Source organism: Micromonospora sp. NPDC007230 (assembly GCF_042869115.1).
Classification (GTDB): Bacteria; Actinomycetota; Actinomycetes; order Mycobacteriales; family Micromonosporaceae; genus Micromonospora.
The window spans coordinates 67531-81764 of sequence record NZ_JBIAFE010000014.1 but is presented as its reverse complement, the minus strand read 5'-3'; the positions used below and the strand labels follow the sequence as shown (position 1 = coordinate 81764).

The 14234-nt window shown below is 70.0% G+C and carries 9 protein-coding genes; 3 read left to right on the top strand and 6 right to left on the bottom strand.

Annotated features, from left to right (window positions below):
* Position 1 precedes the first annotated feature (1 nt).
* The 5 genes from ACFYML_RS20780 to ACFYML_RS20760 form a co-directional block, all read right to left on the bottom strand.
* Positions 2-928, bottom strand: coding sequence for a carbohydrate ABC transporter permease (locus ACFYML_RS20780; protein WP_073834010.1), 927 nt, complete (start codon positions 926-928; stop codon positions 2-4).
* Positions 929-962: 34 nt separating this feature from the next.
* Positions 963-2195, bottom strand: coding sequence for an ABC transporter substrate-binding protein (locus ACFYML_RS20775; protein WP_387422200.1), 1233 nt, complete (start codon positions 2193-2195; stop codon positions 963-965).
* Positions 2196-2345: 150 nt separating this feature from the next.
* On the bottom strand, positions 2346-3236 hold the full coding sequence (locus tag ACFYML_RS20770) for a class II fructose-bisphosphate aldolase (RefSeq protein ID WP_387422198.1): 891 nt from the start codon (positions 3234-3236) through the stop codon (positions 2346-2348).
* Positions 3236-4150 carry a 1-phosphofructokinase family hexose kinase gene (locus tag ACFYML_RS20765; protein WP_387422197.1) on the bottom strand — a complete coding sequence of 305 codons (915 nt, stop codon included), beginning with the start codon at positions 4148-4150 and terminating at the stop codon, positions 3236-3238. The genes ACFYML_RS20770 and ACFYML_RS20765 overlap by 1 nt, the downstream gene beginning before the upstream one ends.
* A complete protein-coding gene (locus ACFYML_RS20760) occupies positions 4147-5058 on the bottom strand; it encodes an SIS domain-containing protein (RefSeq protein ID WP_387422196.1) in 912 nt (303 codons plus the stop codon). Before ACFYML_RS20760 ends, ACFYML_RS20765 begins: the two co-directional genes overlap by 4 nt.
* Before the next feature lie 238 nt (positions 5059-5296).
* Here ACFYML_RS20760 and ACFYML_RS20755 point away from each other — a divergent pair, with 238 nt between their 5' ends.
* Entirely contained in the window at positions 5297-6748 is a 1452-nt protein-coding gene (locus tag ACFYML_RS20755) for a Gfo/Idh/MocA family oxidoreductase (RefSeq protein ID WP_387422195.1), read from the top strand.
* 65 nt (positions 6749-6813) lie between these two features.
* Here ACFYML_RS20755 and ACFYML_RS20750 read toward each other — a convergent pair whose 3' ends face one another.
* Entirely contained in the window at positions 6814-8802 is a 1989-nt protein-coding gene (locus ACFYML_RS20750; protein WP_387422194.1) for an NPCBM/NEW2 domain-containing protein, read from the bottom strand.
* 304 nt (positions 8803-9106) lie between these two features.
* On the opposite strand from ACFYML_RS20750, the gene ACFYML_RS20745 reads away from it, so the two are divergent.
* Together ACFYML_RS20745 and ACFYML_RS20740 are read left to right on the top strand one after the other, a co-directional pair.
* Positions 9107-12856 carry a S8 family serine peptidase gene (locus tag ACFYML_RS20745; protein WP_387422193.1) on the top strand — a complete coding sequence of 1250 codons (3750 nt, stop codon included), beginning with the start codon at positions 9107-9109 and terminating at the stop codon, positions 12854-12856.
* 163 nt (positions 12857-13019) lie between these two features.
* Positions 13020-14234 (top strand): LuxR C-terminal-related transcriptional regulator, encoded by a 1215-nt coding sequence (locus ACFYML_RS20740; protein ID WP_387422192.1) that lies wholly within the window; start codon positions 13020-13022, stop codon positions 14232-14234.

The window sequence follows — 14234 nt, the reverse complement described above, 5'->3', positions numbered from 1 at the left end:
GCTACTCGTCTCTCATCGGTCGGAGAGCCGCCAGGTAGATGCCGATCACCGCGAGAACGATCAGGAAGTTCACCACGCTGAGCGCGCTGGCGAGATCGACCTGCCGGTCCTGCTGTACGTATTTGAAGATCAACGTGGTCGTGGTGTCGGCGTCGTACCCGGGGATGCTGCCGGTCATCGTGCGCAGGATGGGCAGGGAGTTGAAGACGTTGATGATGTTGATGAGGACCGCGACGGCGATCGCGGGCCGCAGGATGGGCAGCACGATTCTGCGGTAGATGCGCCCGGGCCCGGCGCCGTCCATCCGAGCCGCCTCGACGATGTCGTCCGGCACCGTCTGCAGGCCCGCGAGGATGGTGTAGGTGGTGAACGGGAGGGACACGAACACCGCCACCACCATGGACACCACGAACGCGGGCACCGGTCGGCGGGTGAAGCCGAACCCGGCGTCGAGGATGCCGAGGTCGACCAGGAACTGGTTGAACACGCCGTAGAAGGGGTCGAGCGCGTAGTAGAAGACGGTCGAGGTCATCACGACGCTGGCTGCCCATGGCACGATCACCGCCAGCCGGACCAGGCGCCGGCCGGGGAAGGCCTGGTTCAGCAACTGCGCCAGAGCCAGGGAGATCAGCAGCGTCACGAGGACCACGCCGACGACCCAGATGATCGTGTTTGTGAACACCCTGCCCAGCGCGGGGAAGTTCAGCAGTGCCACGAAGTTGTCGAGTCCCGCCGAGCCACGGTCGACTCCGGCCTGCGACACGTCCCGGGAGGACGTCCACACCATGTAGGCGGCGGGAAACAGGACGATCGTGAGGATCAGAGTCAGCGCGGGCAGCAGCCAGGGCAGGGCCCGCACCAGCTCCCGGCGCGCCGGTGGTGCGGACCTGCCGGGCGGCAGCTGCACCTGGGTGTTCTGCTCGCTCATCGTGTCCTCAATGGGATGAGTGCGACGGCCGCTGCTAAGCGTCGGCCTTGGCCTGGATGCCGGCGAGCACGGCCTGAGGTTGCTTGCCCTGCCCGATCTGGCCGATCTGGCCCTGGAGCGCGCCCTGAGTGGCCGCCCAGCGGGGGTTGGTGCTCGGGTAGAACCGGGCGCCCGGCAGGACCTCCAGGAAACTGGCGATCTCCTTCTTGTCCTTCAGCGCCTCCGCCCCGGACTTCGTGGTGGGCAGGAAGCCCTCCGTGTCGACGAACTTCTGGTAGACCTCGGCGCTGAAGAAGTAGTCAAGGAAGGCCTTGATCGCCTCCTGCTTGCTGCCGTCGTTCTTGAAGGCCATGAGGTGATCGGCCACCCCGAGCGTCATCGGCTGCCCGTCCTTGGTGGGAATCGGGGCGGTCCTGTATTTGAGCTGGGGGTTCTTCTGCGCGATCTGCCCCACCGTCGGAGGCAGCCCCACGGCCATGGCGATCTTGCCCTGGATGAACACGTCCAGCATCGGGGTGCGGTCGCTCGCTCCGGGGTCGGGCTGGGTCAGCCCGGCGTCGATCATCCGCTTCATGAACTGCACCGCTTCGACGTTGCGCGGGTTGTCGACGGTGATCTTGTCGCCCTCGTGCCAGGAGCCGCCGTTGCCGAAGATCCAGATCGAGGTCTCCGCCTGGGCCTCCTCGCTGCCCAGTGGCATGCCGTAGCCGTAGACACCCGCGTTGAGGTTCTTGATCTTCTGCGCGGCGTCGTACAGCTCCTGCCAGGTTGCCGGGGGCTTGGTCACGCCCGCCTTGTCGAGCAGCTCCTGGTTGTAGAAGAGGGTGCGGGCCGAGGCGATCATCGGCAGGCCGTACATCGTGCCGTCGATCGAGGCGTTCTTGGCGAAGGAATCCTGGAAGTCGGCCAGGGTGTTGGGGGAGACCACGTCGGCGGCGGGGTAGAGCAGGTCGTCGGAGGCGAAGCCGGAGAAGGCGTCGATGTTGAGGATGTCCGGCGTCGCCTTCGCCTGCACCTTGGTGCGGATGACGTCGTTGATGTTGTCCCAGGACTGGATCTCGAGGTTGACGGTGATGTCCGAGTGCTTCGCCTGGAAATCGGCGATGATGCCCTCCCAGAGGGCCTTGGTGCCGTTGCTGTAGCTGGGAACCAGCAGCGACAGCTTCCTGCTGTCGCCGCTTGCGTCGTCCTTGCCGCCGAAACCGCAGGCGGTCATGGTCAGGGCGGCGAGCACGACTGCCGCCGACAGGCGCAGGAACCGTTTCATCTCTGCCTCCATGATGGATGGACCATGAACAGCTGTGATCAGATCCGGGATGTCGCTGACTGTTCTTGACCGACTAACGCGCTAATCATTCATGATCGCGCCGCTATTGCGATTCTGTGACGGCGGTCGATCGACGTCAAGACCAACCGCTCACGATTCGGTCACGGTCGGCGCTCGTCCGGCCATCGATGCCGGCGGGTTGGCCGCGCCGGACACGAGCCGGCAGAAATGGGTCACTGTCTCGGCCATCGCCTCCCGGGCCGACGCCAGATACCGGCGCGGGTCGACCAGCTCGGGGTGCGTGGCCAGGTTGCCGCGCACGGCGCCGGTGAAGGCAACGTTCAGCGCCGTACCGATGTTCGCCTTGACGATGCCACCGCGCACGGCCCGGCCCAGCTCCTCGTCGGGCACGCCGGACGAGCCGTGCAGCACCAGCGGCACCGCGATCTCGGCCCGCAGCCGCCCGATCAGGGTGTGGTCCAGCACGGCGCTGCGGGTGGTCATGGCGTGCGTGGAGCCGACCGCGACGGCGAGGGCGTCCACACCGGTCCGTGCCACGTACGACGCCGCCTCGGCCGGGTCGGTGCGGGAACCGGGGGCGTGCGGGTCCACCGGCGGCTCGCCGTCCTTCCCACCGATCGTGCCCAACTCGGCCTCGACCCACAGTCCCCGGGCGTGGGCGAATTCGGCGACCGCCCGGGTCGTCGCGACGTTCTCCCGGTACGGCAACCTCGACGCGTCGACCATGATCGAGCCGAAGCCGTGCTCCGGGGCCTGGCGCCACAGGTCGGGGGAGACGACATGGTCGAGGTGCAGCGCCACGTCGACCGTGGCCGCCGCCGCGACGGCCCGGGTCGCGGCGGCGATCGGGGCGAGCCGAGAGTCGTGGAACCGTACGGCGTTTTCGCTGATCTGCAGGATCACCGGTCGCGCCGCGGCCTCCGCGCCGGCGACGATCGCCTCGGCGTGCTCCAGGCTGATCACGTTGAACGCGCAGACCGGCCCGGCGGCGACGATCTGTCCGGTCGGTACCAGCGGCATCACAGCTCCTTGAGGGTCACAGCCCGGCGCAGCCGCCGGTAGTCGGACAGGTCCACGCTTCCCGCCACCGGTGCCCGCACCGCCGCCGCGGAGAGCGCCACCGCGTCGGTGAGCCGTTCTGGCCAGGGCCGGCGGTGGATCATGCCGTGGGCCAGTGCGGCGACGCAGGCGTCCCCCGCCCCGGTCGGGTTGCCAACGACCGGATGCGGCAGGAACGCGTGCCAGCTGCCCTGTCCGGTCCGGGCGAGCAGTCCCTCCGGCCCGAACGAGGCCACGACGGTACGCGCTTCGAGCGCGCGTACCGCGGTGACGGCCGCAGCCGGCCCGGGGAGCGCCTGCCCGACGAGGCCGGTGAGCTCCTCGGTATTCGGCTTGACCAGATCGGGGCGCGCGCGCAGGCCGTGCCGCAACGGCGCACCGCTGCTGTCCAACACCGTCCGGGCGTTGGCGTCGCGGGCCGCCCCGATCAGCGCGCGATACGCATCGGCTGGTACCCCTGGCGGCAGGGAGCCGGAGAGCACGACCACCGCCGCGCCGCGTACCAGATCGGCGAACCGGCTGAGGAAGGCGTTCCACTCGTCCGGGGCGACCCTCGGCCCGGGTTCCCACAGCCCGGTCGCCGCGTCCGGTTCGGCCAGGACCACCGTGCGCCGGGACTCGGCCGCGATCGGCACGAACGCCTCCGGTACCCCTTCGTCGGCGAGCAGGGACCGGATCCGCGCGCCGCAGGCACCGCCGGCCAGCCCGGTCGCGACGACCGGGTCGCCGAGGGCACGCAGTACGCGGGCCACGTTGACGCCCTTGCCGCCCGCCCGCTCGGCCACCTCCGCGACCCGGTGGGTGCTGCCCGGAACGAGGGCGGGGATGCGGTACGTCACGTCGAGCGCGACGTTCAGTGTGACGGTGAGGATCATCCGTCGAGCCCCGTACCGGCGGTCTCGCCACCGGTCAGGATCACCGAGCGGGTCAGGTGGCGTGGCGCGTCCGGGTCGAGTCCCCGGTGGCGGGCCAGGGCGACGGCCAGCCGCTGCGCGAGGATCAGCTCGGCCATCGGATCGCGTACGGAGTGGACGAAGGCGGCACCGGTGCCGGCCACCTCCTCCGGCAGTCCCGCCGGCACGGCCCCGAACGCCCACACCGCCCGGCCAGGGCCGGCAATGGCGATCGGGCCGTGCCGGTAGTCCATGGCCGGGTACGCCTCCGCCCAGAAGCGGGCGGCTTCACGGCACTTGAGCCCTGCCTCGTGGGCGAGGCCGACGGTCCAGTCCCGGCCGACGAACGTGACCTGTTCCAGCGTGGTGGGTTCCAGCGGGAGCGGTGCCGTCAGGGCCTGTGCCGCGTCGCGGACCGCCTGGTCGAGGCGCTCACCGAGAGGCGCGCGGAGCACCGCCAGCGCGGTCGTGGCGAACCGGGTCTGCACCACGGACTTCTCGTCGGCGAACGGCAGGCAGACCGGATCGTCCACCAGGGCCACGGCTGGGGACCTCGGGTCGCCGATGATGCCCGTGCTGCGGGTGTCGCCGGCGATGGCGCGCAGGACGTCGAGCACCTCGCTCGTCGTGCCGGATCGGCTGATCACCACCACCCGGTCGTAGCGGCGCTGCCGCGGGAACTCCGACGCCGCGAACGCGTCCGTCTCGCCGAGGCCGGCCCGTTCGCGCAGTCCGGCGTACGCCATCGCCATGAACCAGGACGTGCCGCAGCCGACGACGGCGACCCGCTCGCCGCGCCGGGGCAGCTGTTCGGTGATTGAGCCCGCGAGCGCGATGGCTCGTTGCCAGCACTCGGGCTGGCTGGCGATTTCCTCATCGACGTGTGTCATGACACTCCGACCTGCTGCTCACGACGGACTCCTCGGAGCGCGCGAAACCGCGCGGTTCGGCAGCGATCCGAGCGTAAATCGACGACGGCCACTTGGGCAATCCGTCACGCGGCATTCCCCGGTGTTCGAGGCTCTTGCGACGCAGGCCCTTGTCATCGATGAGCTTTTGAACGACACTGCTCGATATCAAGAGCAACTTGGCAGGTTCGATCAGTCTCCGTCACAAAGGAGTGATCACGTGGCCCCATCCGCTCACTTCAATCCGTCCCGTCGTGACCTGCTCCGGTCCGGTGTCGTGCTGGGTGCCGCCGCCGGCCTGAGCGGCGCGGTGGGCGCCCCCGCAGCCGCCGACGACTCCACCGGCGCCGAACCGCGCCGCGGCAGCGACGAGAAGAGCATGACCAACGTGCCGTTCGAAGGCTTCGATCGAGTCCGCATCGGGCTCATCGGCCTCGGCAACCGCGGCGGCGACCAGGACCGACGGTTCGGCGCGGTCGGCACGGTCACCGCGGTCTGCGACATCCGGCCCGAACGGGTAAGCCGCACCATCGGCCGGATCATGCAGCAGGGCTTCCAGGACACACCGCCGGCCGGCTACTCGGCGGGGGAGGAGGACTATCTCAACCTGGTCCGCCGCGACGACATCGACCTCATCTACATCGCCACCCCCTGGGAGTGGCACTACCCCATGGCTAAGGCCGCCATGGAGCACGGCAAGCACGTCGCCGTCGAGTTGCCGATCGCGCCGTACCTCGATCAGATCTGGGAGCTGGTGCGCACCTCGGAGCGGACCAGGAAGCACTGCCTGCTGCTGGAGAACGTCAACTACTTCCGCCCCGAGATGGCGATGTTCAACATGGCCCGGCAGGGGATCTTCGGCGACCTGCAGCACGCCTCCGGCGGATACGTCCACGACCTGCGCTGGCCGTACACGTTCGGCGGCGCCTACTACCCCGAGCATTGGCGGCGCCGCTGGCAGACCAGGATGAACGCCTCGCACTACCCCACCCACGGCCTGGGGCCGGTGTCGGCCACCCTGGGCATCAACCGCGGCGACCGGTTCGAGGAACTGATCTCCGTGGCGTCCCTGCCCAAGGCGCTGGCGCTCTTCCGCGCCGAGGACCCCCGGGTCGGCCCCGACCACCCGTCCTGGGATGACGAGCCCTACATCTCCGGCGACCGGCACACCTGCTTCGTCACCACGACCAGCGGACGGTTCATCCGGGTCGAGCACGACGTGAACTCCCCGCACCCGTACAGCAGGGAGACCACGCTCACCGGCACCCGAGGGACGATCGAGCTCGACAACGCCCGGGTCTACCTCGAGTCGCTCGGGCACAGCAACCACAGCTGGCGGACCGGCAACGAGTACAACACGATCCTGCGGCAGCACGACCACTGGTTGTGGCCGACGCTGGAGAGCCTGGCCGGCCAGTACGGCGGCCACGGCGGCGGGGACTTCATCGCCATCTGGCGTCTCGTCCAGACGATGCGCCTCGGGATGACCCCCGACATCGACGTCTACGACTCGGCGGCGTGGTGCTCGGTGATCCCGCTCAGCCACGAGTCGTTGAAGACCGGCCGGATGCATCCGGTCAAGGTGCCCGACTTCACCCGTGGCCACTGGCAGGCGGCGCGACCCACGTTCGACCGGCCGAAGCCCGCGGACCCGGTGTTGGACAAGAACTGAAGCAGGCCGGGCAAGCACGTGCCGACGGCAGGCTCCCCAGCGTGCGGAGCCTGCCGTCGGACCGGTCAAGGGGTGCAGGTGATCGTCGGGGCCGCCCAGTCGGCGTGGTCGTAGTTGGCGTCGTCGAGCGTGTCCGTCCGAAGTTCGATGACGTTCACCCCGCTGACCGCGAGGTCCAGCGGTACGCCGGCGCCCGCTCCGGTGGCCTCGGCGCCGGCGAGCTTGGCACCGTCTCCCCACACCTCGAAGCCGACCCGGCCCCGGTCACCGACCTCGTCGTCGATCCCGACGGTGACGGTGAACCGGCTGCAGCGGGAGCCGAGGAAGTAGCCGATCCTGCCCGGTGCGTGGGTGCCGAGGCCCTTCGGATAGACGGTGCCCGCGATCGTCAACGGCTTACCGTCCCCGGGGGCCGTCTCGCCGTTGCTCCGGTCCTTCTCGACCGGGCCCCAGCCGTTCTCGGCGTACAGCCAGGTCAGGTCGGACAGCTGCGACGAGCCGGCCGGGGGTGCGGTCGCCACGGTGAACCGTCCGGCTGCCGTGCCGCTGTACACCTGGTTGCGCGAGGTCCAACTGGCGCTTGCGGTCAGGTCCACCGGACCGAGGTCGGGTCGGTCCGCGGTGAGCGACCAGGTGGCCGTACCGGTCGTGCCGGGACCGATCGAGCCGACCTGGGTCGGCCCGGTCGCCGTCGCGGCCCACCCCTGCGGCGCGGTCAGCAGCAGCCGGGCCCTCGTGACGGCGGTCGTGCCGTCGTTGTGGACCTTCACCGTGACGGTGTTCGCCTCGGCGCCGTCGACGTACGGCTTCCCTGGCGTGGCCTCGACCACGACCATCGGCGGCAGGCCCTTCCCGCCGGGGCTGACCCGCAGCATCACCGCATCGTGTCCGGGGACCTGGGCCCGGATCGTGCCACCGGAGACGGACGTGGTGTTGGTCCACAGGTTCCGCACCGCGTACCCGGTGTCGGCCGGCGGCAGCCCGAGCTCGGCCGCGGTGGTGCCGAGCACGGCCGGCGTCGAGGCCCGGTTGAGCAGGACGACGGCGACCGAACCGTCCGACATCTTCTTGGTCCACACCTCGGTGTCGCCGGAGTCCCGCAGCTTCGCGCCCTGGCGCCCGCTCCAGTCCTGGTTGACCGCGAGCACGTCCGGATCGGTCAGCTGGTTGCGCGCCCACGCCGGCATCGAGCGAATGTCGTTGCCCGCGATCAGCGGCGCGTTCAGCAACGCCCAGAGGCTCATGTGGGCGCGGCTCTCGCCCTGCGTCAGGCCAGGATTGCCCACCTCGAGCATGTCCGGGTCGTTCCAGGCGCTCGGACCGGAGTACGCCTCCAGCCCGACCTGTTGGTCGAGGATCGACATCACGCTCGGCCAGGAGTCGGTGATGTCGCCGGTGGTCCGCCACAGGTCGCCGCCGACCGAGTCACCCCACAGCCACGGCTGGTTGGCGCCCCACTCGCAGATGCTGTAGACGATCGGCCGGCCGGTCTTCTTCAGCGCGTCACCCATCGCCTGGTACCGCTGTTGCGCGGGGACGCCCTGGTTGTTGCAGTTGTCGTACTTGAGGTAGTCGACGCCCCAGTCGGCGAACGTCTGGGCGTCCAGTTCCTCGTGGCCGAGGCTGCCCGGCATCGTGCGAGCGCAGGTCTGGGTGCCGGCGCTGGTGTAGATGCCGAGCTTGAGCCCCTTGCCATGGACATAGTCCGCGAGCGCCTTGATGCCGCTGGGGAACCGTTCGTGGTGGGCGACGTACTTCCCGGTCGCCGGGTCGCGCTCCTGCTCGGCCCAGCAGTCGTCGATGTTGACGTACCGGTAGCCGGCCGCGGCCATCCCGGACGAGACCATCGCGTCGGCGGTGTCGCGGATCAGCTTCTCGTTGATGTCGCAGGCGAAGGTGTTCCAGCTGTTCCAACCGAGCGGTGGCGTCGACGCCAGGATCGGCTCGGCCGCCGGCGCTGCGGTCACGTCGTGGACCGACGTTGCGGCGGACGCCGGGACGGTGACGGTCATGGCGAGGACGAGAGCGAGGGTGGTGGTGGCAACTGTTCGCATGGCGGCTCCTGAGGGGGCGGCTGGCGCGATGCAGATCTATGTAAGAACGTAAATGTATCTGTGCGGTTACGTCAACACGTGTGCGAAAATGTTCGACGCTTCGACGTGCAGCCCGACGCCCAGCGGTACCCGGCGAGAACCGCGGCCGGATCGGCGCGATCAGATCCCGGCGGGCCCGGAGGCGTTTCCGCAAGCGGACATCGTCCGGAAGGTGACGCGCTCTCGCCTGTTCAGGACGCCACCGGATCGGAATCCTCGGATGCCATACCGCCTCCTTCCGGTGGCGTGGATCGAGAGGAACGGCATGTCAGCACGGAACAGACGCCCTTGGGCGCAGGCGACCCTCGCGATCGGAGTGATCGCGGCGACAGTGAGCGCCGTACCCGCGAACGCATCGGCCCCGACGGCGAGCACGGCCCCGACCAAGCAGGACGCCACCAGGCAGGGCGTCACGCAGCACCGGTTGACGCTGGTCACCGGAGACGTCGTCACCCTGACGACCCGTCCCGGCGACGACCACCCGGCGATCAACCTCGACCCGACCGGACCGTCCCGGGGCACCGCAGAGGTGACCCGCAGCGGCAAGGCGACCTACGTCGTGCCGGTCGCGGCCAACGAGGCCGTCACGAGCAACGCCGTGGATCTGGCGCTCTTCGACGTCGAGGGCCTCGTCGAGAGCGGCTACGACGACGCGAAGAGCGACTCGCTGCCGCTCCTGCTCGACAACCGTACCGGCCGGGCCGAGCCGAACGTCCCGACCACGGCCAAGGCCGGGAACCGGCTGGAGAGCATCCACTCCCTCGGGGCGCGGGTGCCGAAGCGGCAGGCGTCGGCCTTCTGGCGCGCCAACGACTCGGCGGCCGAGCGCAGGGCCGCCCGGGTCGGCAAGATCTGGCTCGACGCCAAGGTCAAGGTCAGTCTCGCCGACTCCGTACCCCAGATCGGTGCCCCGACGCTGTGGCAGGCGGGCTACGACGGCAAGGGCGTCAAGGTCGCCGTGCTCGACACCGGCGTCGACGCAACCCACCCCGACCTCAAGGGCCGGGTCTCGACGGCCCGCAACTTCACCGACTCTCCGGACGCCGGCGACCACTTCGGCCACGGCACGCACGTCGCCGCGACGATCGGCGGCAGCGGCGCCGGCAACGGCGCCAAGGGTGTCGCGCCCGGCGCGGACCTCATCAACGGGAAGGTGCTCGGGGACGAAGGATCCGGGACGTACTCCAGCATCATCGACGGGATGGAATGGGCGGCCGCGAGCGGAGCCGACGTCATCAACATGAGTCTCGGCACCCCGGTGCCCGACGACGGCAACGGGCCCATCAGCGCCGCGGTCAACCGGCTCACGGAGCAGTACGGCTCCCTCTTCGTCGTCGCCGCGGGCAACAGCGGCCCGAACACCATCGGTGAGCCCGCCTCCGCGGCGCGCGCCCTCACGGTCGGTGCGGTCAGCAAGTCCGACGCCCTCGCAGGTTTCTCGAGCACAGGGCCGCGGATCGGCGACTACGCCGTCAAGCCCGAGCTCACCGCCCCAGGCGTCGACATCGTCGCGGCCCGGGCGAGCGGGACGAGCATGGGCACTCCCGTCAACGACCTCTACACCACGGCGAGTGGCACGTCGATGGCGACGCCGCACGTCGCGGGCGCCGCGGCGCTGCTCAAGCAGTCCCACCCCACGTGGACCGCGGACCAGCTCAAGACCGCCATGGTGAACTCGACCGACCAGGGCGGCTACCGCGCCGACCAGGGCGGCTCCGGACGGCTCAACATCGCCCGCGCCGCCACCCAGCGGGCCAAGGCCACCCCGGCGACCCTCGACCTCGGCGCGGTGCGGTATGCCGCCGACGGCACCTACCAGCCGGTCCGCCGGCAGGTGACGATCCACAACGAGGCGGCGACCGGCCGTACCTTCTCGGTGACCGCCACCGGGGTCGCCGCCACCGGTGGCTCGATGCCGGCCGGTGCACTGGCCGTCGACCTGCCCACGGTCACGGTCGCCGCCGGTGGCACGGCCACGGTGACGCTCACCTTCGACCCGAACGGGCTGACCCGGGAGCGGCTCTACAGCGGATTCGTCACGGCGGTCTCGGACGACTCGACCGTGAGCCTCCGGATCCCGTTCGCCGTCTACCTGGAACCGTTCCTTCGCGAGCTCAAGATCACCGGGATCGGGCGTGACGGCGCCAAGGCGGGCGGGCCGAGCCAGGTGCTGCTGCTCCCCGAGAGCCCCGGCCTCTACCAGTTCCAGCGCGCCTCGTTCCGCGACGGTGTCGCCACGGCACGGGTCAAGCCGGGTGTCTACAGCGTCCAGACGATGATCTACACCCCCGAGGCGTCGGGCTGGTGGATCGAGAGCGCCGCTGCTTCCTACCGGTCGTTCGTCGACCTCACGACCAGCGATGTCAGCTACACGCTCGACGCCCGGCAGGCCGCCGAGGTCCAGGTCGACGCCGGACGGCCGACGGAGCGCCTCGGCAGCGCGATCGGCTACCAGACGCGGAACGGCCGCGGTGGCTACCACGACGTGATGTCGCTCATCTCACCCGACGTCAAGCACGTGCACCTGTTCCCGTCGGCGGCGGCGCCGGCCAGCGGCTCGCAGGAGATCATGGTCCATTCGACCCTTGTCGCCCCGCAGTTGACGGCGACCGTGCCGGGCGCCCCTGAGGTGACGCTCAACCCGACGCCGCTCGACGGCGCCCGCAGGTTCGAGGGCGACAAGTCCGTGGAGCTCGCCGTGGTGGGGTCGGGCACGGCTGCCGAGTTCAGCCGCGTCGACGTCAAGGGCAAGCTGGTGCTCGCCACGCGCTCCGACGTGCCGATCAGCCAGGTCATCGAGACGGCGGCCAAGCGGGGCGCGGCAGCGGTGGCGGTGAGCAACGCGCAACCGGGACGCCTGGTGGCGCGGGCCGGCTCGCAGGCCGTCCCCGCCTTCGCCCTGTACGGCGAGGACGGCGCCGCGCTGTCCCGGCTCGCCGCGTCACGCGACGTCGTCGTCAAGCTCGCGGGTACGCCGTACAGCCCGTTCGCCTACAGCCTGGCCACCCCGTTCGCCTCGGTCCCCGAGGGTGATCTGCGGATCCCGGTCGACAGCAGCAAGACCGCGCGGATCACGGCGAACAACCACGCCCGCGACGTCACCACGGGGGTGAGCGTCTTCTGGAACCGCCGCGCCGGCAGCTACTACTGGGTGACCAGCGAGGTGCCGACCCGGCTCGGAGCCGTGCAGGAGCAGTGGGTGACCGCCGACCCGAGCACGCAGGTGCAGACCGCCGTGGTCCTCGGTGACACCGGGTTCCTCACCTACGACCGGACCTGGCGCATCTACCAGCCCGGAAGCCACCGCACGGTGAACTGGTGGAAGGTCGTCAACAACCCCACGATCGACTCGACCCAGCCGGGGTTGTTCGAGCAGGGCTACCAGAGCTGGAACAACCAGGCGACCCTGACGATCGGGGTGCCGCCGTTCCCCGACGGCGACCCCACCCACGCCGAGTTCGCCGACTACCGCGACACCTACTCGATGAAGCTCACCCGCGACGGAACCGAGATCGGGCAGGGTACCTACTGGTACAACTTCTTCCGGATCCCGAGCGGCAACGCCGAGTACGAGGCCGTACTCGAGGCCTCCCGATCCCTGACCGGGTGGGGCTTCGCCACGCGGTCGACCACGAAGTGGAGCTTCCAGGCCGGCGGCAGCACCGCGAGCCACACGCCGATCTCGATGCCGCAGGTCACCTACGACGTCGACACCGGCCTCGACAACCGGGTCAAGCCCCGAGTGCCGCAGACGATGACCGTCAACGCCAAGCCCTGGCTCGCCGGCGGCGCGGACGTCGTCGACGTCAAGGTCTGGGCCTCCTACGACGACGGCAAGACCTGGCTGGCCCTCACCCTCACGCCGACCGGCACGGCCGGCACGTACACGGCGAGGTTCACGACGCCGACGGCCGCCGACACGTCGGGCTACGTGAGCCTGCGGACCACCGCGGCCGACGCCAAGGGCCACCAGGTCGAGCAGACCGTCGAGAGGGCGTTCGGCATCGAGCGATGACGCCCTGACAACCCGCGGAGCCGGCCTTCGGCCCGTCGAGGGCCCGATCCCACGGCGGCTTCCAGGGGTCGTCGCAACACGTGGTCGTGTTGATCAGGCCGCGAGTAGTTCATGCAGGCGCTCGGCTGGGGTTTCCCAGCCGAGCGTTCTGCGTGGGCGGCGGTTGACCTGGTCGGTGAACGGCGGCCAGGGGCCCGAACGCTGCGGCTCCCGCTTCCCGACCGGGGTTGCCGCCCCCGGGCGGACGAGGTCTTCGCGCAGGTCGTCGTATGCGCCCAACGGCCCGATCACCTGCGGACACTATGCTTCCCTTGATCCACACGCCGACAGCGCAGTATGTCGTGTGGCAACCGACGGTTCCGGCGAGGTTCGCGGTGCGGACATGATCCGCTCCAGGAAGCCTGAGGGGTGGCAGATGATGTCCGAGGAGTCCATGTCCGCCGGGCTCGGCATGCCGAACGCCGCAGCCGCGATCTACCTGTTCCTGCTGGAGCGCCCGACCGCGACCACCGCGGAACTCGCGGCTGCGTGCGATCTCGACGCCGACGGCACCATCGCCAATCTGACCTGGCTGCGTGACCACGGGCTCGTGCTGCGGGCCAAGGCCATGGCGATCACCGGGGTTCCCGACCAGTGGTCGGCCGCCGAACCCGACCATGCGCTGCGTGACCTCGTCCGGGCGCGTGAACGCACCCTGCACGACGTCCGCGCGGCGCTTCCCGAACTGCAGGAGCGCTTCCGTCAGGTGCACCACGACTCCATGACCGGGCAGGCACTCGAGCACGTGCACGGGTGGGAGAACGTGGGCGCGCGCTACCACCAGATCCTCCGGGACGCGACCGAGGAGGTCGCGTTGTTGGACCACCGGCCCTACACGCCGGGAGCCGCTCCGACGGAGGAGTCGATCCTGAACCGGGGCGTCCGGTTCCGGGTGATGTGCGACCCGGTCGATCTTCCCCAGCAGTTGGCGGACGAGTTCGCCGCGCTGAGGGGCCTGGAGGCCCGTCTGCATCCGGACGTGCCGTTCCGTGGGGTCATCGTCGATCGAAAGATCGCCCTGATCACGATGGATCGCGCGCCGCAGAACATGTCCGCGATCGTGGTCCGCCCGTCGCCCCTGCTCGACGGGCTCGTCCTGCTCTTCGATGCGTGCTGGAGCCGGGCGGTGCCGCTCGGCATGGACGAGATCGCCCTGGAGGGGCAGGGACTTCAGGTGCTCAAGTTGCTGGCGGCAGGGCTCAAGGACGAGGCGATCGCCCGGCAGTTGAACACGACGACTCGCACGATCCGGCGTCGGGTCCAGGATGTGCTCACCGCCCTGCACGCCAAGTCCCGGTTCCACGCCGGGGTCGAGGCCAGTCGACGCGGCTGGGTCTGA